We start from the raw sequence: 20214 nt of genomic DNA, 5'->3' as shown, positions 1-20214 counted from the left end.
GCCGGTCCTCCGCGTCGATCAGTGCCGGGAGCCGTGCCGGCCGGATATCCCGTCCAGTCGCTGGCCGCTGGTGACGTCGACGTCCACGGTGGCGGTGACGGAGGTCGTCACGTCGGTGCCCAGCCGCTGGATCGCCTCGCCCAGGCCCTCCCAGGCGCGCAGCAGCATGCCCTCGTACGTCCGGTAGTTCTTCTCGAACGCGGCCCCGATGTCGTCCCGGCCCCAGGGCCGCTGCGAGCTGGCCGCCGCGATCGCGCCACCCACCTCGTGTCGCCTGGCGGTGACGTCCTCCCCGGCCAGGTGGAGATCGGTGGCCCCGCGACGGGCGCGCTCGGGATCGAGCCAGAGCTGTTCCTCAGTCACGCGGGCCGCCCTCGCCGCGGAGCGCCGCGTCCGCCCGGCCCAGCAGCGCCCCGAAGTCGCCGCTGCGCAGGAACTCCGCCGACCCGGGCCCGTCGGGGAGGTAGCCGCCGACCAGCTCCTGCGTCGCCGTGGTGGCCGCAGTGGCGGCCCGCTGCACCGTCCGGGTGATCTTCCGACTCAACACCTCGGCGTCCCGGTCCCGGAAGACGGCCGGGGAGAGCTCCACCGAGATCACCTGCCCGCGCGCGCCGACGGTCGCGGTCACCTGCCCGTCGTCCGACCGTTCGGTGACCCGCAGCTCGGCCAGCCTGGCCTGTAGTTCGTCCAACCCGGACCTGAGCCGTTGGTACTGCCCGTACACGTCGTCGAAGCGGGCCCGGAGCGCACGATTGGCGTCCCGGTCGACACTCTCGGTCAACGTCACCCTCCCCCGGTCACGTTCAGTCAGGGAGACCATACCGGGCGCCACGAATCCGTGGGGTCCGGTAGTTTCACGGCTGTGATCGATCGCCAGCAAGCCGAGCAGCTCGCCACGGTCTGGGCCCGCCGCGACTCGCAGCGCCTGGGATTCGAGTGTCGGGCCACGGTCGACGAGTTCGACCTCGGCTACATCATCCGGTCCACAGTGGCCCGCGATGCGCAGGCGCTGCCGGGTGACCTGCCCACCACGGTGGTCGACAAGGAGACCGGCGACGTCTCCACCTGGCCGCGGGTGCCCGCCGCCGTGGTCGAGCAGATGTACCGGCGCAGCCGCCCCGCCGACCCGGCCCCGCGCACGGTCGACCCGGCCAGTCAGCTGCTGCGCGAGATCCGCCGGCTGCCGACGCCCGGCACGGCCGCCCATCTCACCGTCGAAGGTCGGACGTACGTGGCGCACGGCGCCAAGGGCGACGTCGAGCTCAACCACCACCCGATGGTCCGCGCCTACCTGGACGGCCTGCCGGCGGGACGCCTGGTCCGCGGCGGCGAGCGGCACGCCGAGATCATCGTCGTCTCCGACGTCCTGCACGAGTACGACCACCGCCGCGAGGCCACCGGCGACGGACCGTTGACCGTCGGGGACGCGATGACGCTCTTCGAGGGCAGCCGGCTCCAGGTCTTCCAGATCCGCGAACCGGGCGACCGCAACGGCGGCGAGGTGCGGGACATCTGCGAGTCCTGCACGAGGGCGCTGGTCCAGTTCGGAGTCCTGCCGTGGGGTGAACTCGGCCGGCTCAGCGAGACCCCGCCCCTTCGTCAGCAGCCGATACCTCATCCGGACCGCTTCCCGCCGGAGGTCGCCCAGGCACTCGCCGACGGCGGTTGGGATCAGCACGAGCTGAACGACGTTCTGGCGGATGGTGCCATGGCGGAGACGTGTGAGGTGACCGGAAGGACGCATCGCCATGAGCCCTTCCCGGCCGCCACGCGAGTCTTCCTGGACTTCCCGGCGATCGTGACGCTGAGACGCCGCCCCGGCCGGGAGATCTGGATCCGTCAGTTCGACACCAACCCGGTCTGGGCCGCGCACACCGCCGACACCCTCGCCGACTTCGCCCAGGTCCTCGGCGTACGTCTCTTCCCGATCGGCACCGAGCGGCAGGACAGCATCCTCGCCGTCGACGAGCACGGCCGGATCTTCGCCCTGGACCAGGCGGGCGAGTGGTTCATCGGCCCGGACATCGACACCGCCCTGACCAACCTGCTGCTCGGCATCGCCCCCGCCCGGGTACGCGACGATGGCACCTGGTGACCGGTCGCTACAGCTCCACCCCGGTCAGCACCGTCACCCGCGGCTCGGTGTAGTCCTCCATCGCGCTGCGCAGCCCCTCCCGTCCCACCCCGGACCCCTTCACCCCGCCGTACGGCATCTGGTCGGCCCGGTACGACGGCACGTCGCCGACGATCACCCCACCGACCTCCAGGACCCGCGAGGCGGTGAAGGCGACGTCCAACCGGTGTGTGAAGACGCCGGCCTGCAACCCGTACGCGGAGTCGTTGACGGCGGCGAACGCGGCCCGGTCGTCGGCGACCGGGGCGACCACCAGCACCGGCCCGAACACCTCCTCCCGGCACACCTTCGCGTCCGCCGGCACCCCGGAGAGCACGGTCGGCGGGTAGGTGGCGCCGTCGCGCCGACCGCCGACCTCGATGGTGGCCCCGGCGGCGACGGCTTCGTCCACCCACGCCTCGACCCGGGTGGCGGCCTCGACGGACACCAGCGGCCCCACGTCGGTCAGCTCCGACGAGGGGTCGCCGGTGCGCAGCGCCTGCACGGCGGCGACCAACCGGGGCAGGAACCCGTCGTAGAGCCATTCGTGCACGTAGACCCGCTGCACGGCGATGCAGGACTGCCCGGCCTGGTAGTTGGCGAAGGTGGCGATCCGGTGCGCCGCGAAGGTCAGGTCCTCGTCGGAGGACCAGTCCTCGCAGATCACCGCCGCGGCGTTGCCGCCAAGTTCCAGCGTGACGTGCTTCTCCGGCGCGGCCCGGCGGATGGCCGCGCCGACCGGCCCGGAGCCGGTGAAGGAGACCACGGGCAGCCGGGGGTCGGCGACGAGTTCGGCGGCGCGCTCGTTGGGCAGCGGCAGCACCGAGAAGACGCCCTCGGGCAGGTCGGTCTCGGCGAGGAGTTCGCCGAGCAGCAGCGCCGTCAGCGGGGTGGCCGGGGCGGGCTTGACGACGATCGGCGTACCGACGGCGATGGCCGGGGCGACCTTGTGGGCGACCAGGTTGAGCGGGAAGTTGAACGGCGCGATGCCGAGGACGGGCCCGCGGGGCACCCGCCGGACCAGGGCGATCCGGCCGTTGGCCGCCGGGTCGGTGTCGAGGCGTTGCAGTTCGCCGGAGAAGCGCCGGGCCTCCTCGGCCGCCCAGCGGAAGGTGGAGACCGCCCGGCCGACCTCGGCGCGCGCCCACTTGACCGGCTTGCCGTTCTCGGCGGTGATCAGCTCGGCGACCTCGTCGGCCCGTTCGGCGAGCCGCCGGGAGACGTGGTCCAGGGCCGCCGCGCGGGCGTGCGCGGGCAGGGCCGCGGCCTGGGCGGCCACTCCGGCCGCGGCGGCGACGGCGGCTTCGACCTGGTCGGGCGTGGCCCAGCTGGTACGCCCCACCGTCCTGCCGTCGTACGGGTGGGTGACGGTCAGTTCGCCCTCGCCGTGTGCGGGGCGGCCGGCTACATAGAAGGCTCTCGGCTCCACGCTCCGGAGCGTAGACGACGCAGGTTCGCGCGGAAACAGTTGCCCAAGACCTTGTCTGCCGCGAATTCAGTAGCCAAGATGGCAGTCAGATTGCGATAACCTCCGCTCACCTCCCCCGGCCACCCCTCGGAGACATCCTCATGAGCGACCAGCAGCAGCTGCGCAACTTCGTCAACGGCGAGTACGTCGACCCGGTGGACGGCGGCTACGCCGACCTGATCGACCCGTGCACCGGGGAGGTCTTCGCCCAGGCCCCGGTCTCCGGTAGGGCCGACGTCGACGCGGCGATGAAGGCCGCCGCCGACGCCTTCGAGGGCTGGCGGGACGCCACCCCGGGTGAGCGGCAGAAGGCGATGCTCAGGCTCGCGGACGCCGTCGAGTCCCGGGCGGCCGAGCTGGTCGACGCCGAGGTGCGCAACACCGGCAAGCCCCGCCAGCTGACCGCCGAGGAGGAGTTGCCGCCGGCGGTGGACCAGTTCCGCTTCTTCGCCGGCGCCGCCCGCCTGCTGGAGGGCCGCTCGGCGGGTGAGTACATGGCCGGGCACACGTCGTACGTGCGGCGGGAGCCGATCGGCGTCTGCGCCCAGGTGACGCCCTGGAACTACCCGCTGATGATGGCGGTCTGGAAGATCGCCCCTGCCCTGGCGGCCGGCAACACGGTGGTGCTCAAGCCGTCGGACACCACGCCGGTGTCAACGCTGCTGCTGGCCGAGATCGCCGCGGAGTTCTTCCCGCCGGGGGTGTTCAACGTGGTCTGCGGCGACCGGGACACCGGTCGTACCCTCGTGTCGCACCCGACGCCGCAGCTGGTGTCGATCACCGGCTCGACCCGCGCGGGCATGGAGGTCGCCTCCGCCGCCGCGCCGGACCTCAAGCGCACCCACCTGGAGTTGGGCGGCAAGGCCCCGGTGGTGATCTTCGACGACGCGGACGTGGCGGCGGCGGCCGAGGCGATCGCGGTCGGCGGCTACTTCAACGCCGGTCAGGACTGCACGGCGGCGACCCGGGTGCTGGCCGGCCCGGGCGTCCACGACGACTTCGTCGCGGCGCTGGCCGAGCAGGCCCGCAACACGAAGACCGGCGCGCCGGACGACGCGGACGTGCTCTACGGCCCGCTGAACAACGCCAACCAGTTGGCCCGGGTCAGCGGCTTCGTCGACAACCTCCCCGACCACGCGGCGGTGCAGACCGGCGGCTCCCGGCTCGGCGAGCGCGGCTACTTCTACGCCCCGACCGTGGTCTCCGGGGTGCGTCAGGCCGACGACATCATCCAGCAGGAGGTGTTCGGGCCGGTCATCACCGTGCAGCGCTTCTCCGACGAGGACGAGGCGGTGCGCTGGGCCAACGGCGTCGACTACGGCCTGTCCGCCTCGGTGTGGACCAGGGACCACGGCCGGGCGATGCGGATGACCCGCCGGCTGGACTTCGGCTGCGTCTGGGTGAACACGCACATCCCGTTCGTCTCGGAGATGCCGCACGGCGGCTTCAAGCACTCCGGGCACGGCAAGGACCTCTCGGTCTACAGCCTGGAGGACTACACCCGGATCAAGCACGTCATGCACAACATCGAGGCCTGACCATGAGCGTGAGCAGCGAGGAGCTGCACAAGCGGCGGGGCGCGGCCGTCGCACGCGGCGTCGGCAGCACGATCAGCGCGTACGTGGACCATGCGGGCGGCGGCACGATCACCGACGTCGAGGGTCGGGAGTGGATCGACTTCGCCGCCGGCATCGCGGTCACCAACGTCGGCAACTCCGCTCCCCGGGTCGTCGAGGCGGTCAAGGCGCAGGTGGAACGCTTCACCCACACCTGCTTCATGGTCGCGCCGTACGAGTCGTACGTGGCGGTCTGCGAGCAGCTCAACGCGCTGACCCCGGGTGACTTCGAGAAGCGCTCGGCGCTGTTCAACTCCGGTGCCGAGGCGGTGGAGAACGCCGTCAAGATCGCCCGGCACGCGACGGGGCGGCCGGCGGTGGTGGTCTTCGACCACGCGTACCACGGGCGGACGAACCTGACCATGGCGTTGACGGCGAAGAACATGCCGTACAAGCACCGGTTCGGGCCGTTCGCCGGGGAGGTCTACCGGGTGCCGATGTCGTACCCGCTGCGCGACGGCGGGCTGGACGGGCCGACCGCCGCCGCCCGGGCGATCGAGATGGTGGAGAAGCAGGTCGGCGCGGAGAACGTGGCGGCGCTGCTGATCGAGCCGATCCAGGGCGAGGGCGGCTTCGTCGTACCCGCGCAGGGGTTCCTGCCGGCGTTGCGCGAGTGGGCGACGCGCGCCGGGGTGGTCTTCGTCGCCGACGAGATCCAGACCGGTTTCTGCCGCACCGGGGACTGGTTCGCCTGCCAGCACGAGGGCGTCGAACCGGACCTGGTCACCCTGGCCAAGGGTATCGCCGGCGGGCTGCCGCTGGCGGCGGTGACCGGGCGGGCGGAGCTGATGGACGCGGTGCACGTCGGTGGGCTCGGCGGCACGTACGGTGGCAACCCGATCGCCTGCGCGGCGGCCCTGGCGGCCATCGAGACCCTGCGTGAGCTGGACCTGGCCGCCGCCGCCCGGCGGATCGGCCAGGTGATGGGTGACCGGCTGCGCGGCATCGCCGCCCGCGACCCGCGGATCGCCGAGGTACGCGGCCGGGGCGCGATGCTGGCCGTGGAGATCGTCGTGCCCGGCACCCTCACCCCGGACCCGGCCGCCACGGCGGCGGTCTCGGCGGCCTGCCACGCCGCCGGGCTGCTCACCCTGACCTGCGGCACCTACGGCAACGTGCTGCGTTTCCTGCCACCGCTGGTGATCTCCGAAGACGAGCTGGCCCGCGGCCTGGACATCCTGGAGGAAGCCTTCGGCTGACCGCCGGCCGTCCCGACAGCCGGCTCCGGAACGTGGGGCACCACGGGCGCTCTCACCCCAGGAGAAGCGCCCGTGGTGCCCCACCCTTCAGAGGCGCCACCAGCAGTACGCCCGCACGCCGTCCGTCTCCGCACGGCGGGCCACCTCCCGGAGCTGGCGGACACGTTGTTGGCGATCGGCCGTGAGGTGCGTCACGATGGGCGGGAGGAGGTCGCCGATGGCTGACCCGTGGCTCGCCCTGGAGTTCGGCGCCGATCCGGCCGAGCGGATCGCGCAGGTGGGTGCCGCCCACGAGGCGTTCCTCGCCGCCGGCACCGCCCCCGACCGGGTGCGCGAGGTGGTCCGCCGATCGTGGGAACGCTCGGCGCTGCTCGACCCGGAGGCATCCGCGCCGGTCGACCTGACCGACGACGCGCTGGAGAGCTACCGGGCCGCCCATCCGCTCGCGCCGGTGCTGCCGCTCTTCCGGGACCTGCTCGGCGGCATCGCCCAGGACGGGGCGCACCTGATGGCGGTCTGCGACGCGTACGGGCGGCTGCTCTGGGTGGAGGGGCATCCGGGGGTGCTGCGGCACGCCGAGCGGATGAACTTCGTACCCGGGGCCCGCTGGGACGAGGGGCACGCCGGCACCAACGCCCCCGGCACGGCCCTGGCCGTGGACCACAGCGTGCAGATCTTCGCCACCGAGCACTTCGTCCGGCCGGTGCAGCGCTGGACCTGCGCCGCCGCGCCGATCCACGACCCGGCCACCGGGCTGCTGCTCGGGGCGGTCGACATCACCGGCGGGGACCACCTGGCCACCCCGCAGAGCCTGGCGCTGGTCCGGGCCACCGCGCGGGCGGCCGAGGCGTACCTGGCCGGGGCGCGGCCGGTCGACCCGGACGTGGTGCACCTGTCGGCGCTGGGCCGCGACGAGGCGGAGCTGCGGGTGGCCGGGCGGCGGGTGCGGCTCGGCCGCCGGCACAGCGAGCTGCTGGTGCTCCTGCTCGACCATCCGGAGGGGCGCACCGGGGAGCAGTTGGGCCTGGACCTCTACGGCGACGACCGGCTGCACCCGGTGACGCTGCGCGCCGAGCTGTCCCGGCTGCGCCGCACGCTCGGCCCCGAGCTGCTGGACTCCCGCCCGTACCGGCTGCGCGGGACCGTGCACGCCGACTTCCGTACCGTCTCCGGGCTGCTCGACGCCGGGGACGTGGCGGGTGCGCTGCGCGCGTACCCGGGGCCGTTGCTGCCCGGCTCCGACGCGCCGGGAGTGGCCCGGCTGCGCCGGCTGATCGACGGGCAACTGCGCGCGGCCGTGCTGGCCGCCGCGGATCCGGCGCTGCTCACGGCCTGGACCGCCACCCCCGTCGGCGCCGACGACCTGGTCGCGTGGCAGGCCCTGGCGCGGGCGTTGCCGCCGGGCGCGCCGCGCCGGCCGCTCGCGCTGGCCCGCGCCCGCCAGCTCGCCACGGAGTACGACCTGCCCCGCGCAACGTCGCTGCAACGTGCCCGAAACTAGCCTCGCCGTCGTCACCCCTGCCGGACGACGGAGGTTCCCATGCCGCGCTTCGAGGCGCCCGACACCTACCAGTCGCGTTACGACCACTTCATCGGCGGCGAGTACGTCAAGCCGCACAAGGGCCAGTACTTCGAGAACCCCACCCCGGTCACCGGGCAGACCTTCACCGAGGTGGCCCGGGGCACCGCCGAGGACGTGGAGAAGGCGCTCGACGCCGCGCACGGCGCCGCGGACGCCTGGGGCCGCACCTCGGTGGCCGAGCGGGCGCTGATCCTCAACCGGATCGCCGACCGGATGGAGGAGAACCTCCAGTCCCTGGCGATCGCCGAGACCTGGGAGAACGGCAAGCCGGTACGCGAGACTCTGGCCGCCGACATCCCGCTGGCGATCGACCACTTCCGCTACTTCGCCGGGGCGATCCGGGCCCAGGAGGGTTCGCTCGGTGAGATCGACGACGACACCGTGGCGTACCACTTCCACGAGCCGCTTGGCGTGGTCGGGCAGATCATCCCGTGGAACTTCCCGATCCTGATGGCGGTCTGGAAGCTCGCCCCGGCGCTGGCCGCCGGCAACGCGGTGGTGCTCAAGCCGGCCGAGCAGACCCCGGCGTCCATCCACTACCTGCTGTCGCTGGTCGGCGACCTGCTCCCGCCGGGCGTGGTGAACGTGGTCAACGGCTTCGGCGTCGAGGCGGGCAAGCCGCTGGCGTCCTCGCCCCGGGTGGCGAAGGTGGCGTTCACCGGGGAGACCACCACCGGGCGGCTGATCATGCAGTACGCCAGCGAGAACATCAGACCGGTCACGCTGGAGCTGGGCGGCAAGAGCCCGAACATCTTCTTCGACGACGTCAGCACGGCCCGGGACGACTTCTTCGACAAGGCGCTCGAGGGCTTCACCATGTTCGCCCTCAACCAGGGCGAGGTCTGCACCTGCCCGTCGCGGGCGCTGATCCAGCAGGGCCACTACGCGGACTTCCTGGCCGCGGCCGTCTCGCGGACCGGTCAGATCGTCCAGGGCCACCCGCTGGACACCGACACGATGATCGGGGCGCAGGCCTCCAACGACCAGCTGGAGAAGATCCTGTCCTACCTGGACATCGGCCGGCAGGAGGGCGCGAAGGTGCTGACCGGCGGTGAGCGGGCGGACCTGGGCGGCGAGCTGTCGGGCGGGTACTACGTGCAGCCGACGATCTTCGAGGGCGACAACTCGATGCGGATCTTCCAGGAGGAGATCTTCGGCCCGGTGGTGTCGGTGACCTCCTTCGCCGACCTGGACGACGCCGTGAAGATCGCCAACGACACGCTCTACGGGCTGGGCGCGGGGGTGTGGAGCCGGGACATCAACACCGCGTACCGGGCCGGACGGTCGATCCAGGCCGGGCGGGTCTGGACGAACTGTTACCACGCCTACCCGGCGCACGCCGCGTTCGGCGGCTACAAGCAGTCCGGCATCGGCAGGGAGAACCACAAGATGATGCTGGAGCACTACCAGCAGACCAAGAACCTGCTGGTCAGCTACTCGCCCAAGAAGCTCGGCTTCTTCTGATGGGTGACGTGGTGACCGTGACGCCCGCGGCGGCCGAGCTGATCCGGTCGCTGCGGGCGGCGCACGGCCCGCTGATGTTCCACCAGTCCGGCGGCTGCTGCGACGGCAGCGCCCCGATGTGCTACCCGGCGGGCGAGTTCCGCACCGGCTCCTCCGACGTGCTGCTGGCGTCCCTGGCCGTGGACGGCGTCGCCGAGCCGGTGGAGTTCTGGATGTCGAAGTCGCAGTGGGAGCTGTGGCGGCACACCACTCTCACGGTCGACGTGGTGCCGGGCCGGGGCAGCGGCTTCTCCCTGGAAGCCCCCGAAGGGGTCCGCTTTCTGATCCGCTCCCGGCTGGCCTGACACCGCGGGGGGCGGTGGGCAGCCGCCCACCGCCCCCCCCCCGCGAACGTCCACCTCAGCCGAGGCTGAAGATCACGTTGTCCAGCTCGCCGCGGAACTGGTCGTTGTTGGTCAGCCCGGTCCCCTTGGCACCGATGTTGACCTTGGCGGTACTGGTGATGTTCATGCTCGCCTTGTCCTTGGTGTCCACCACCTGGTTGGCGACGAGCAGGGTCAGGACGTCGCCCCGCCGCTTGCACTGGATGAACTTCCAGCCCTGGTCGGCGATCGACACGCTCGAGCCGAGCAGGACCTCGGGAAGAGCGGCCCCGTTGGCGTCGGTGCCCTTGATGCGGCAGCCCGGCTTGCCACCGTCGAGCTGGAGCTTCCACTGCGCCGGGTCGGCGAACAGGCCCTTCTGCACCAGGTTCGCCCCGGCGGTCACCTGAGCCGAGGTCACCTTGACCAGCGCGCTGACGGTGAAGTCCTGGGTGCCGGGGTTGAGGTTCGGCGCGTCGGGCACCTGGACGATGGCGCTGCCCGCGGCGGGGAACGCGAGCGCCGGGCTGCTGCCCGCGCCGCTCGGCCGGGTCGCCCGGGAGATGCTGCCCGGGGCGTTCACCGCGATGCAGCCGGAGTCACCCGGGGTGGCCACGTCGGCGAAGCAGCCGGACGTCCACGGCCCCGGCTCGACCTGACCGGTCGGGGTGGCGTCGAAGTCCAGGCGCAGCTGGTCGGTGGCGGCGTACGCGGGTGCCGTGTCCACCAGGACGGCGGCGGCGAGGGCGGTGACGCCCAGGGCGAAGGCGGACAGGGTTCGACCCATGAAGGTCCTCCGGTGATCGTGCCGCGGTCCCCCGTACGGCCGCAGCGTCACCGTATGATCACGACTCGTACGACGCCTGTCAATGCCTGTTTCAGTCTTCGCAGGCCACGCCGTCCTTGTCACTGTCGAGCCGGTAGATGTCAATGCCGATCACGCGGATCGGGCCGCTGACGTACGCCGGACCGTTGCCGCTGCCGCCGGCGCAGTCGACGTCGCTGGCGACCGGCACGCAGCCGCTGTAGTTCGGGTCGCACTGCCGCTCCTGCTTGGTGCCGACGGCGATCACCTCGGTCACCGGCTTGCGGGTCACCGTCGAGCTGACCAACGTCCGGTCGGTGCGTACCCCGTCGGTGAGGGTGACCCGGTAGGTCAGGGTGCGTACGCCGTCGACGCCCCTGGTGCGGACCACCCGCTTCCCCTCGGCCAGCGAGGAGTCCTCCACGGTCCGGGTCCCGTGCGCGATCGGCTGCGTCCGCGTCTCGGTCCGGGTGGTCACCTTGGGCGCGGCCGGGGTGGGCGGCGGCGTGGGGCGGGCCGTGGTCGGGCTGGCGGCGGCCGTGCTGGCGGTGGCCGGGCTGGCGGTGGTCGGGCTCGGGGCGGTGGTCTCCGGCGCCGCCGAGGTCGGCTCCGCCGTGCTGGGCAGCACCGCGATGGGCTGCTCGGCGACCGGCGCCGCCTGGCCGGCGGTACGGTCGGCGCCGGTGGCCTTCGGCTGCTCGGGATCGGTGAAGGCGGCGACGATCGCCGTACCGAGGCAGCAGAGCAGCAGCACCGACATCAGCACCCCACCGACGAGCACGCCGACCCGGCGGCCGGGGCTGAGTCGGTGGAACCACCCGGGTCGGCCACCGGTGGGCGGGACGGGGTACGGCTGGGGCGGGCCGGAGTACGGCGGCATCTGCGTCACGCAGCCGAGTCTCGTGGCCCCCACCTGCGGCGGAAAGGGGCGTACCTCTTCTCACGATCGTCGATCGGTGCCTGCCCGGCCACCGACCGGTCGGTCGCGGCGACGGACGTCCGGCCTGGTCAACACGGTTGTACCAGGAGAGACGGGCCGGTCGGACGGCCCTTGTGGACGGCAGCGGCCGGTCAGCGACCGTCCAGCAGCGGTTGGCGGGGATCCCACGACGGTCCACCGGCGGCGTCCCGACGACGGCGGGCGATCGCCGACAACGCCTCCAGCACCACCCGGTTGCCGAGGAAGGCGGTGATGTCGGCGTGGTCGTACGGCGGGGCGACCTCGACCACGTCCACCCCGACCACCGGCAGCTCGTAACAAACCCGGCGGACCGCGTCGAGCAGCTGCCGCGAGGTCAGGCCACCCGGTTCGGGGGTGCCGGTGCCGGGCGCCATGCCCGGGTCCACCACGTCCACGTCGACGGAGAGGAACACCCCCTCGCACTCGTCGGTGGCGATGTCGAACGCCTCGGTCAGGCACTCGTCGAGGCCACGCGCCACCAGCTCGGTCATCTCGTAGGAGCGCATCCGCTGCTCGGCCATCCAGGAGAGCGTCTCCGGCCCCGGCCAGTAGCCGCGCAGGCCGATCTGGAGGAACCGGTCGCCGCGTACCGCGCCGGACTCGATGAGCCGGCGCATCGGCTGGCCGTGCCCGTGCAGGGAGCCGAACTCGACGTCCCCGGTGTCGGCGTGCGCGTCGAAGTGCACCAGCGACACCCGGCCCAGACCGTGGTGGCGGGCCACCCCGGTGGCGTCGGGCAGGGCGATCGAGTGGTCGCCGCCGAGCACCACCGGGATCGCGCCGGCCGCCGCGACGGCGTGCACGGCCTGCTCCAGGGCGTGCAGCGACCGCTCGATGTCACCGGCGAACATCTCCACGTCCCCCGCGTCGTAGACGCAGAGGTCCCGCAGGGCGTCGACCCGCAACGCCAGCGACGGGCGGGAGCCGTCGTGCGGCAGGTAGCAGGCCTGCCGGATGGCGGACGGGCCGAACCGGGTGCCGGGCCGGTGCGACGTGCCGCCGTCGAAGGGGGCGCCGACGATCACCACATCGGCGTCGGCGTACGTCACCGGCTCCTCGATGGTGCACGGCGGCACGCCGAGGAAGGTCACGTCGGGGCCGTACATCGGGCCGTAGCGGGTCACCGCTCCTCCATCCCCCAGGGCGAGCCGTAGCCGGTGAGCAGATCCAGGAAGGGTTTCGGCGGCAGCGCCTCGGGCCCGAGCACGCCCGCGCCGGACCAGGCGCCGGTGGCCAGCAGCTCCAGGGCCACCACCGGGTTGACCGCGGTCTGCCAGACCACGGCCTGGTGGCCGTACTCCCGCATCGACCACTCGTTGTCGACCACGTGGTAGAGGTACACCCGGCGCGGCCGGCCGTCCACCCCGGTGCCGGTGACGTACGTGCCGGCGCAGGTCTTGCCGCGCATCTTCCCGCCCAGCGTGGCCGGGTCGGGCAGGCAGGCGGCCACCACGTCCCGCGGCGACACCTCGGCGCCCCGTACGCTGACCGGCTTCGTCGAGTCCAGGCCGAGCTTGTGCAGCGTCTTGAGCACCTCGATGAACTCGTCGCCGAGGCCGTACTTGAAGGTGACCCGCTTCGCCTTCACCCAGCGCGGGATGAGCAGCACCTCCTCGTGCTCCACGTTGACGCACTCGACCGGGCCGATGCCCTCGGGGAAGTCGAAGACCTCCGGCTCGCTGAACGGCGGGGTGGTGTACCAGCCCCGGTCGGCCTCCCACACCACCGGCGGGTTCAGGCACTCCTCGATGGTGGTCCAGATGGAGAAGGACGGGGCGAAGTCGTAGCCGTCGACGGTCAGGTTCGCGCCGTCGCGTACCCCGACCTCGTCGATCTCGGTGAAGAGCTCGTCGGCGGCGTAGCGGGCGAACACGTCGGACAGGCCCGGCTCGATGCCGACACCACAGAGCGCCAGCCGGCCGGCGCGCGCCCAGTCGTCGGCCACGGCGAACTGCTCGTCGCCGAGCTTGACCCCGGTCTCGGCGTGCGGGCGCGACGGGTGCGGCCGGGACAGCGACATCGCCATGTCCAGGTAGTCGGCCCCGGCGGCGTACGCGCCGTCGAAGATCGACATGACGAAGCGCGGGTCGACGGCGTTCAGTACGTGGGTGATCCGGTGCTCCCGGCAGAGCGCGGCGACGGCGTCGGCCGACGACGCGTCGACCCGGGCGGGACGGAACCGGGAGTCCAGGTCGGCGACCGCCCGCTCGGCGCGGGCGAGGTCGTAGTCGGCGACCACCACGGTCTCGAAGAAGGAACGGCGGGCGGCGATGGCTACGGCGGCGGAGCCGACGCCACCGGCGCCGACGAGCAGGATGCGCATCAGGAATCGAACCCCAGTCCAAGACGATCGAGCGTACGGAGCCAGACGTTGCGCCGGCCCTCGTGCGTGTCGGCACGGGCCAGCGACCAGCGGGTGAGATTGATGCCGGTGGCCCGGACGGGCTCCGGCGGGAACGGCAGCGGCTTGCGGCGGACCAGGTCCAGCCGGGTCAGCGGGGTCTCCACCCCGCCCAACAGGTCCAGCATCACCCGGGCGCCGAACCGGGTGGCCCCGACACCGAGCCCGGTGAAACCGGCCGCGTACGCCAACCGCCCGTCGTAGGCGGTGCCGAAGAACGGGCAGAACCGGGTGCAGGTGTCGATGACCCCGCCCCAGGAGTGGCTGAACCGCAGATCGTCGAGCTGCGGGAAGGTGGTGAAGAAGTGGTCGGCGAGGGCGGTGAAGGTGGTCGCCCGCTGCTCCAGTTCCGGGGCGACCCGGTTGCCGTAGTGGTAGACCGCGTCGTACCCGCCGAAGAGGATCCGGTCGTCGGCGGTGATCCGGTAGTAGTGGAACTGGTTGCCGACGTCGGCCAGCCCCTGCCGGTTGGCCCAGCCGACCGCCTTGCGCTGCTCGGCGGTCAACGGCTCGGTCATCAGCGCGTAGTCGTACACCGGGACGATCCAGGCGCGCAGCCGGCGCAGCAGTGGTGGGAAGGCGTTGGTGGCGAGCACCACCTGGCCGGCCCGCACCGCGCCGGGCAGGCCGTCCCGACCGCCGGCGGTGGCGGCCCGCAGCGCGGCCCCGTCGGCGCGCAGCCCGGTCACCCGGGTGTGCTCGGCGATCCGCACCCCCTCGGCCAGGCAGGCGCGGCGCAGGCCCCAGGCCAGCTTCGCCGGGTCGAGCATGGCCACCCGGTCGCGGTCCCACATCCCACCGAGGTACGTCGGAGAGGCCACCTCGGCGCGCACCTCGTCGGCGTCGAGCAGCCGCACGTCGTGGCCGTACCGGCGGGCCAGCTCGGCGTCCTCGGCGAGCCCGTCGAGCTGGTAGGGCGCCACGGCCACCGCCAGCTCGCCGGTGCGCTCGAAGTCGCAGTCGATCCCGTACGCCTCGACGGTGGCGGCGATGGCCGCCAGGTTCTGCCGGCCCAGCCACTCCAGCTCGTCGACCTCGCCGGGGAACCGGTCCACCCCGTTGGCCAGCCCGTGGGTGAGCGAGGCGGCGCAGAAGCCGCCGTTGCGCCCGGAGGCCGCCCAGCCGCAGGTGCCCGCCTCGACCAGCAGCACGTCCCGGCTGGGATCGTCGCGCCTGGCCAGCAGCGCCGCCCACAGCCCGCTGTAGCCGCCGCCGACCACCAGCAGGTCGGCGGTCTGCTCACCGGCCAGCGGCGGCAGCGGGTCGGGGCGTTCCGGGCGGTCCAGCCAGTACGGCACGGGCGCGGCGTCGGCCAGCGCCCGGCCGGTATGCGGGAGGGTCATGACGCGCTCTTCGGCGCGCCGGCGGTCGCCACCGGGGCCGCGAGAGCCGCCCGACGGGCCCGCCGGCCGCGCAGTGAACTCGCCCCGACCAGCAGCAGCGCGATGGCGAACATCGCCGTGCCGATCACGTTGACCTGCGGCGGGATGCCCCGCTGGGCGGCACCCCAGACGTACATCGGGAAGGTGACCGTGGTGCCGGCGTTGAAGTTCGTGATGATGAAGTCGTCGAAGCTCAGCGAGAAGGCGAGCAGGGCGGCGGCCACGATGCCGGGCAGCACCAGCGGCAGGGTGATCCGGCGGAAGGTCTGCCACTCGCTGGCGTAGAGGTCCATCGCGGCCTCCTCCAGCCGGCTGTCCATGCCGGCCAGCCGCGCCTTCACCGTCACCACCACGAACGAGACGCAGAACATGACGTGCGCGATGACGATGGTCCAGAAGCCCTGCGGCACCCCGGCGGCCACGAAGAGGGCGAGCAGCGAGGTGCCCATCACCAGCTCCGGCGTGGCCATCGGCAGGAAGATCAGCACGTTGATCCCGGAGCGGCCCCGGAACCGGTGCCGGACCAGTGCGAACGCCATCAGGGTGCCGAGCACGGTGGAGACGGCGGTGGCGATGAAGCCGATCTGCACGCTGCGGACCACGGCGTCGCACATGTCGGAGGTGGCGCACGGGTTACGCCAGTTGTCGAGGGTGAACTCGTGGAAGTCGTACGACAGCCGGCTGGAGGGCCGGTTGAAGGACAGGCCGGCGACCACCAGGATCGGCAGCGACAGGTAGCCGAGCACCAGCAGGGCGACGATCATCACCCACCGGTCGGCGAGCCAACGCGAGACTCTCATTTAGAGGACCTCCTCCGTGCCGGCCCGGCGCAGGTAGAGGAAGACCACCGCGAGGATCGCCGCCATCAGCAGGAACGACAGCGCCGCGCCCTGCGGGTAGTCCAGTCGGACCAGGAACGCCGAGTCGATGACGTTGCCGATCATGTATTCGTTGGGGGTGCCGAGCAGCTCGGCGTTGATGTAGTCGCCGGTGGCCGGGATGAAGAAGAGCAGCGTGCCGGCGATCAGGCCGGGCATCGACAGCGGCAGGGTGACCCGGCGGAACGCCGCCCACGAGCTGGCGTACAGGTCGCTGGCCGCCTCCAGCAGCCGCGGGTCCAGCCGCTCCAGGCTCGCGTACAGCGGCAGCACCAGGAACGGGAGAAAGTTGTACGTCAGGCCGAGCACCACCGCGAACGGGGTGGCCAGCAGCCGGCCGTCGGCGCCGAGCAGGTGCACGTCGCGCAGCAGCCCGACCAGCCAACCGTTGTCGGACAGGATGGTCTTCCAGGCCAGGGTGCGGACCAGGAAGCTGGTGAACATCGGGGCGACCACGCAGACCAGCAGCAGGTTCTTCCACCGGCCGGCCTTCTGGGCGATGCCGTACGCCAGCGGGTAGCCCATCAGCAGGGCCAGCGCCAGCGCCAGCGCCGAGTAGACGAAGGACCGGACGAAGTGCGGCCAGTACGCCTGCAACGCGTCCGGGTAGTTGCCGAACGCCCAGGTCAGCGCGTATCCGGTGGAGAGCGAGCCACTGGGGTCGTAGAGGCTGGCCGCGGCGAGCTGGAGCAGCGGCAGGGCGAAGAAGAGGAGGAGCCACGCCGCGCCGGGCAGCAGCAGGTAGGGCAGGAGCCGGCGTCGGCCGCGCCGGGGTGCCGGCGTCGGGCCCGCCGACTGCCCCGACGTGGTCGGTACGTGGGCCAGCGCCGTCATTGCAGAGCCTCCCCTGTTCGCGACTGCGGGGCTCGCAGAACCGGCTCGCTCCTCGCGCTCACGAGAGTGCCCCCACCGGGGGCTGCTCGTCGAGCAGCGGCGTGGTGCGGTCGGAGTCGGCGCCGGCCTCCCGGGGCAGCAGGAAGGCGTGCCGCGCGTCCCAGTGCGCCACCACCGGGGCGCCCACCGGGAGCTGCCGGCCGGCGCCGGTGTTGGCCACGAAAGCGCTGATCTCGCTGCCCCAGCCGGTCCGGATCAGGTACTGCGTGCTCACCCCCACGTAGGAGGCGTCGGTGACGACCCCCTCGACGTGCTGGTGACCGCTGGGAACCTGGGCGACGGAGTCGACCAGGTGCAGCTTCTCGGGGCGTACCCCCAGGTAGACCGGACCCCGCTCGGAGCGGGCGCGGTCGGCGGGCACCGAGAAGCGGGCGCCGTGGGCGGTGACCGGCACGTCGGTGCCGGCGCTGCCCGCGGCCTCGCCGGCCAGCAGGTTGGACTGGCCGAGGAAGTTCGCCACGAACGCGGTCGCCGGGTATTCGTAGAGGTCGGCGGGGGCGCCGAGCTGCTCGATCCGGCCGGCGTTCATCACCGCGACGGTGTCGGCCATGGTCATGGCCTCCTCCTGGTCGTGGGTGACGTGCACGAAGGTGATGCCTACCTCGGTCTGGATCCGCTTCAACTCGATCTGCATCTGCCGGCGCAGCTTCAGGTCGAGCGCTCCGAGCGGCTCGTCGAGCAGCAGCACCTGCGGGTGGTTGATCAGCGCCCGGGCCAGCGCGACGCGCTGCTGCTGCCCGCCGGAGAGCTGGGCCGGCCGGCGCCGGCCGTAGCCTTCGAGCTGCACCAGGGCGAGCATCCGGTCGACCTGCTCGGTGACCTTGCGGATCCCGCGACGGCGCAGCCCGAAGGCCACGTTCTCGTTGATGTCCAGGTGCGGGAAGAGCGCGTAGCTCTGGAACACGGTGTTCACCGGCCGCTTGTACGGCCGGAGCCGGGCGATGTCCCGGTCGCCGAGCAGCACCTGCCCGCTGGTCGGTTCCTCCAGCCCGGCGATCATCCGCAGCGTGGTGGTCTTGCCGCAGCCGGAGGCGCCGAGCAGGGCGAAGAAGGAGCCCTGCGGGATGGTCAGGCTGAGGTCGTCGACCGCGGTGAAGATGCCGAACCGCTTGGTCAGGTTGGCCAGCCGCAGGTCGCCGGCCGGGGTGTCGCGTTCCTGTGCCTTCGCGCCCATCTGCCTCACGCCCCGATGACCTGCTGGAACTTGGTCTCGTACTCCTTCTCCTGCTTCTCGTCCAGGGCCATGAAGACCTTGGACTTCGACAGCATCCCCTCGTCGGGGAAGATCAGCGGGTTGGCGGCCAGCTCCGGGTCGATCTTCTCCATCTCGGCCTGCGCACCCTTGACCGGGCAGATGTAGTTGACATACGCGGCCAGCTTCGCGGCGACCGCCGGCTCGTAGTAGTAGTTGATCAGCTCTTCGGCGTTGGCCTTGTGGGTGGCCTTGTTCGGCACGAGCATGTTGTCCGACCAGAGCATCACGCCGGAGTCGGGCACCACGAACTTGATCTTCTCGTCCTCGAAGCCGAGCTGGATCACGTCCCCGGACCAACCGATGCAGGCGGCGATGTCGCCCTTGGCCAGCTCCGGCGCGTAGTCGTTACCGGTGAACTTGCGGATCTGCTTGCTGTCGACGGCCTTCTTGAGCTTGTTGAGCGCGTCGTCGAACTGGGCGGCGGTGAAGTTCGCCGGGTCGTGCCCGTTCGACTGGAGCAGCAGGCCCATCGTGTCGCGCATCTCCGACAGCGCGGTCACCTTGCCCTTGAGGTCGGGGCGGGTGAGCAGCTCGTCGACGGTGCGGATCTCCTTGGTCACCTTGGCGTTGTAGGCCAGTCCGGCCAGACCGGACTGCCACGGGATGGCGAGCTGGTTCTCCGCGTCGAAGGAGCGGTTGCGCAGCGAGGGCAGCAGGTTCGCCTCGACGTTTCCGATCTTCGACTTGTCCAGCTTCTGGATCCAGCCGAGCCGGATCATCCGGGCGGCCATCCAGTCGGTGAGCACCATGATGTCGCGGCCGGTGCTCTGACAGCCGGCCAGCTGGTTCTGCACCTTGCCGAAGAACTCGTTGTTGTCGTTGACGTCCTCGGTGTAGGTCACCTGGATGCCCGACCTGGCCACGAACGCGTCCAGCGTGGGCCGCTTCGACTCGTCCTTCTCGTCGACGTCCATGTACTGCGGCCAGTTTGAGAAGGCCAGCTTCTTCTCCGTGGCGGACACGTCGTCGCTCTTGCAGCCGGCCTCGGTCTGCTGGGCGCCCTTCGTGCCGCATCCGGCGAGCGTGCCACCCGCGGCGAGCAGCGCGGCGGAACCGAGAGTGCCGGTGAGCAGACCACGCCGAGTGAGGGGTCGGAGGGGACTACGCATGGGACGACTCCTAGGGGGGTCATCGTCGGCGGCGGGACGGGGGTGGCGCGCCGGCGGGAGGGTCTTCAGGCGATGGACGACTGATCCTGACATGAGGTGACCTCGCTTACAAGGGATTCCGTTGCGGGAATAGCCCTAGGCCACGAATTACGGCAGACTGCGCCAACGCACTACGCTCAGCACGGAGATTCGGACACCCGGGAGCGGACCATGGTCGTACGGCAACAGGAGAGCGGCAACGGCAGTCGCCGCGTCACGGTGCGTGAAGGTTCCAGTCACGCACTGCTCGACGACGTGGCGAAGCAGATCATCGAGCAGTTGCAGGAGGACGGCCGCCGCCCGTACGCGACGATCGGCAAGGCCGTCGGGCTCTCCGAGGCGGCCGTGCGCCAGCGGGTGCAGCGACTGCTGGACGCGGGGGTGATGCAGATCGTCGCCGTCACCGACCCGCTCCAGCTGGGCTTTCCCCGCCAGGCCATGGTGGGCCTGCGCACCGACGGCGACCTGGAGGCCGTCGCCGACCGGTTGGCCGACATCGACGAGATCGACTACGTGGTGATCACCGCCGGCTCCTTCGACCTGCTGGCCGAGGTGGTGTGCCGCAACGACGCGCACCTGCTGGAGATCCTCCAGCGGCTGCGGGCGGTTCCCGGCGTGCTCGCCACCGAGGCGTTCGTGTACCTCAAGCTGCGCAAGCAGACCTACACCTGGGGCACCGCCTGATA

General features: G+C 71.9%; 19 protein-coding genes. 7 read left to right on the top strand and 12 right to left on the bottom strand.

Going from position 1 to position 20214, the window contains the following annotated elements:
• Nucleotides 1–18 precede the first annotated feature (18 nt).
• Together GA0074704_RS08195 and GA0074704_RS08190 are read right to left on the bottom strand one after the other, a co-directional pair.
• A complete protein-coding gene (locus tag GA0074704_RS08195) occupies nucleotides 19–363 on the bottom strand; it encodes a hypothetical protein (RefSeq protein WP_088969939.1) in 345 nt (114 codons plus the stop codon).
• Complete coding sequence (locus GA0074704_RS08190; RefSeq protein WP_331716650.1) at nucleotides 356–787, bottom strand: YbaB/EbfC family nucleoid-associated protein; 432 nt, start codon at nucleotides 785–787, stop codon at nucleotides 356–358. Before GA0074704_RS08190 ends, GA0074704_RS08195 begins: the two co-directional genes overlap by 8 nt.
• A 75-nt stretch (nucleotides 788–862) precedes the next feature.
• On the opposite strand from GA0074704_RS08190, the gene GA0074704_RS08185 reads away from it, so the two are divergent.
• Complete coding sequence (locus tag GA0074704_RS08185; protein WP_088969938.1) at nucleotides 863–2095, top strand: SUKH-3 domain-containing protein; 1233 nt, start codon at nucleotides 863–865, stop codon at nucleotides 2093–2095.
• A 7-nt stretch (nucleotides 2096–2102) separates the two neighbouring features.
• Here GA0074704_RS08185 and GA0074704_RS08180 read toward each other — a convergent pair whose 3' ends face one another.
• Nucleotides 2103–3542 (bottom strand): aldehyde dehydrogenase family protein, encoded by a 1440-nt coding sequence (locus GA0074704_RS08180; protein ID WP_088969937.1) that lies wholly within the window; start codon nucleotides 3540–3542, stop codon nucleotides 2103–2105.
• Nucleotides 3543–3682: 140 nt separating this feature from the next.
• On the opposite strand from GA0074704_RS08180, the gene GA0074704_RS08175 reads away from it, so the two are divergent.
• The 5 genes from GA0074704_RS08175 to GA0074704_RS08155 all read left to right on the top strand — a co-directional run bounded on the left by GA0074704_RS08175 (nucleotide 3683) and on the right by GA0074704_RS08155 (nucleotide 9786).
• Nucleotides 3683–5119: a gamma-aminobutyraldehyde dehydrogenase gene (locus GA0074704_RS08175; RefSeq protein ID WP_088969936.1), complete on the top strand. Its 1437-nt coding sequence runs from the start codon at nucleotides 3683–3685 to the stop codon at nucleotides 5117–5119.
• A 2-nt stretch (nucleotides 5120–5121) separates the two neighbouring features.
• Complete coding sequence (gene gabT / locus GA0074704_RS08170) at nucleotides 5122–6396, top strand: 4-aminobutyrate--2-oxoglutarate transaminase (protein WP_088969935.1); 1275 nt, start codon at nucleotides 5122–5124, stop codon at nucleotides 6394–6396.
• A 217-nt stretch (nucleotides 6397–6613) separates the two neighbouring features.
• Nucleotides 6614–7897: a sigma-54-dependent transcriptional regulator family protein gene (locus tag GA0074704_RS08165; RefSeq protein ID WP_088969934.1), complete on the top strand. Its 1284-nt coding sequence runs from the start codon at nucleotides 6614–6616 to the stop codon at nucleotides 7895–7897.
• Between the two features lie 39 nt (nucleotides 7898–7936).
• Nucleotides 7937–9442 (top strand): aldehyde dehydrogenase, encoded by a 1506-nt coding sequence (gene adh / locus GA0074704_RS08160; protein ID WP_088969933.1) that lies wholly within the window; start codon nucleotides 7937–7939, stop codon nucleotides 9440–9442.
• Nucleotides 9442–9786, top strand: a complete 345-nt coding sequence (locus GA0074704_RS08155) for a DUF779 domain-containing protein (RefSeq protein ID WP_088969932.1) — start codon at nucleotides 9442–9444, stop codon at nucleotides 9784–9786. The genes adh and GA0074704_RS08155 overlap by 1 nt, the downstream gene beginning before the upstream one ends.
• Nucleotides 9787–9841: 55 nt before the next feature.
• Here the strand turns inward: GA0074704_RS08155 and GA0074704_RS08150 are convergent, their stop codons facing one another.
• From GA0074704_RS08150 to GA0074704_RS08110, 9 genes are all read right to left on the bottom strand, one after another.
• On the bottom strand, nucleotides 9842–10591 hold the full coding sequence (locus tag GA0074704_RS08150) for a LamG-like jellyroll fold domain-containing protein (protein WP_088969931.1): 750 nt from the start codon (nucleotides 10589–10591) through the stop codon (nucleotides 9842–9844).
• A gap of 91 nt (nucleotides 10592–10682) precedes the next feature.
• Entirely contained in the window at nucleotides 10683–11489 is an 807-nt protein-coding gene (locus tag GA0074704_RS08145; protein ID WP_197697640.1) for a G5 domain-containing protein, read from the bottom strand.
• Between the two features lie 191 nt (nucleotides 11490–11680).
• A complete protein-coding gene (gene speB / locus GA0074704_RS08140) occupies nucleotides 11681–12694 on the bottom strand; it encodes an agmatinase (RefSeq protein WP_088969929.1) in 1014 nt (337 codons plus the stop codon).
• Nucleotides 12691–13893 (bottom strand): saccharopine dehydrogenase family protein, encoded by a 1203-nt coding sequence (locus GA0074704_RS08135; protein WP_088969928.1) that lies wholly within the window; start codon nucleotides 13891–13893, stop codon nucleotides 12691–12693. The genes speB and GA0074704_RS08135 overlap by 4 nt, the downstream gene beginning before the upstream one ends.
• Complete coding sequence (locus tag GA0074704_RS08130) at nucleotides 13893–15314, bottom strand: NAD(P)/FAD-dependent oxidoreductase (RefSeq protein ID WP_088969927.1); 1422 nt, start codon at nucleotides 15312–15314, stop codon at nucleotides 13893–13895. Before GA0074704_RS08130 ends, GA0074704_RS08135 begins: the two co-directional genes overlap by 1 nt.
• Nucleotides 15311–16153, bottom strand: a complete 843-nt coding sequence (locus GA0074704_RS08125) for an ABC transporter permease (RefSeq protein WP_088969926.1) — start codon at nucleotides 16151–16153, stop codon at nucleotides 15311–15313. The genes GA0074704_RS08130 and GA0074704_RS08125 overlap by 4 nt, the downstream gene beginning before the upstream one ends.
• Nucleotides 16154–17065, bottom strand: a complete 912-nt coding sequence (locus GA0074704_RS08120) for an ABC transporter permease (RefSeq protein ID WP_088969925.1) — start codon at nucleotides 17063–17065, stop codon at nucleotides 16154–16156.
• A 58-nt stretch (nucleotides 17066–17123) separates the two neighbouring features.
• Nucleotides 17124–18299, bottom strand: a complete 1176-nt coding sequence (locus tag GA0074704_RS08115) for an ABC transporter ATP-binding protein (RefSeq protein WP_088969924.1) — start codon at nucleotides 18297–18299, stop codon at nucleotides 17124–17126.
• 5 nt (nucleotides 18300–18304) lie between these two features.
• Nucleotides 18305–19489: a polyamine ABC transporter substrate-binding protein gene (locus GA0074704_RS08110; RefSeq protein ID WP_088969923.1), complete on the bottom strand. Its 1185-nt coding sequence runs from the start codon at nucleotides 19487–19489 to the stop codon at nucleotides 18305–18307.
• A 210-nt stretch (nucleotides 19490–19699) separates the two neighbouring features.
• On the opposite strand from GA0074704_RS08110, the gene GA0074704_RS08105 reads away from it, so the two are divergent.
• Complete coding sequence (locus GA0074704_RS08105) at nucleotides 19700–20212, top strand: Lrp/AsnC family transcriptional regulator (protein ID WP_088969922.1); 513 nt, start codon at nucleotides 19700–19702, stop codon at nucleotides 20210–20212.
• The last annotated feature ends 2 nt before the right edge of the window (nucleotides 20213–20214 follow it).

It is taken from the genome of Micromonospora siamensis (genome assembly GCF_900090305.1).
GTDB classification, from domain to species: Bacteria; Actinomycetota; Actinomycetes; order Mycobacteriales; family Micromonosporaceae; genus Micromonospora; species Micromonospora siamensis.
Note: the sequence above shows the minus strand (reverse complement) of the source record. Positions and strands in the feature narration are given on the sequence as shown.

Bases quoted from the DNA above. Each gene is read 5' to 3' on its own strand.
- GA0074704_RS08165 (WP_088969934.1), top strand. From the start codon at position 6,614: ATGGCTGACCCGTGGCTCGCCCTGGAGTTCGGCGCCGATCCGGCCGAG.
- GA0074704_RS08155 (WP_088969932.1), top strand. From the start codon at position 9,442: ATGGGTGACGTGGTGACCGTGACGCCCGCGGCGGCCGAGCTGATCCGG.
- GA0074704_RS08150 (WP_088969931.1), bottom strand. From the start codon at position 10,591: ATGGGTCGAACCCTGTCCGCCTTCGCCCTGGGCGTCACCGCCCTCGCC.
- adh (WP_088969933.1), top strand. From the start codon at position 7,937: ATGCCGCGCTTCGAGGCGCCCGACACCTACCAGTCGCGTTACGACCAC.
- GA0074704_RS08110 (WP_088969923.1), bottom strand. From the start codon at position 19,489: ATGCGTAGTCCCCTCCGACCCCTCACTCGGCGTGGTCTGCTCACCGGC.
- GA0074704_RS08120 (WP_088969925.1), bottom strand. From the start codon at position 17,065: ATGACGGCGCTGGCCCACGTACCGACCACGTCGGGGCAGTCGGCGGGC.
- gabT (WP_088969935.1), top strand. From the start codon at position 5,122: ATGAGCGTGAGCAGCGAGGAGCTGCACAAGCGGCGGGGCGCGGCCGTC.
- GA0074704_RS08115 (WP_088969924.1), bottom strand. From the start codon at position 18,299: ATGGGCGCGAAGGCACAGGAACGCGACACCCCGGCCGGCGACCTGCGG.
- GA0074704_RS08125 (WP_088969926.1), bottom strand. From the start codon at position 16,153: ATGAGAGTCTCGCGTTGGCTCGCCGACCGGTGGGTGATGATCGTCGCC.
- GA0074704_RS08105 (WP_088969922.1), top strand. From the start codon at position 19,700: ATGGTCGTACGGCAACAGGAGAGCGGCAACGGCAGTCGCCGCGTCACG.
- GA0074704_RS08130 (WP_088969927.1), bottom strand. From the start codon at position 15,314: ATGACCCTCCCGCATACCGGCCGGGCGCTGGCCGACGCCGCGCCCGTG.
- GA0074704_RS08145 (WP_197697640.1), bottom strand. From the start codon at position 11,489: ATGCCGCCGTACTCCGGCCCGCCCCAGCCGTACCCCGTCCCGCCCACC.
- GA0074704_RS08135 (WP_088969928.1), bottom strand. From the start codon at position 13,893: ATGCGCATCCTGCTCGTCGGCGCCGGTGGCGTCGGCTCCGCCGCCGTA.
- GA0074704_RS08175 (WP_088969936.1), top strand. From the start codon at position 3,683: ATGAGCGACCAGCAGCAGCTGCGCAACTTCGTCAACGGCGAGTACGTC.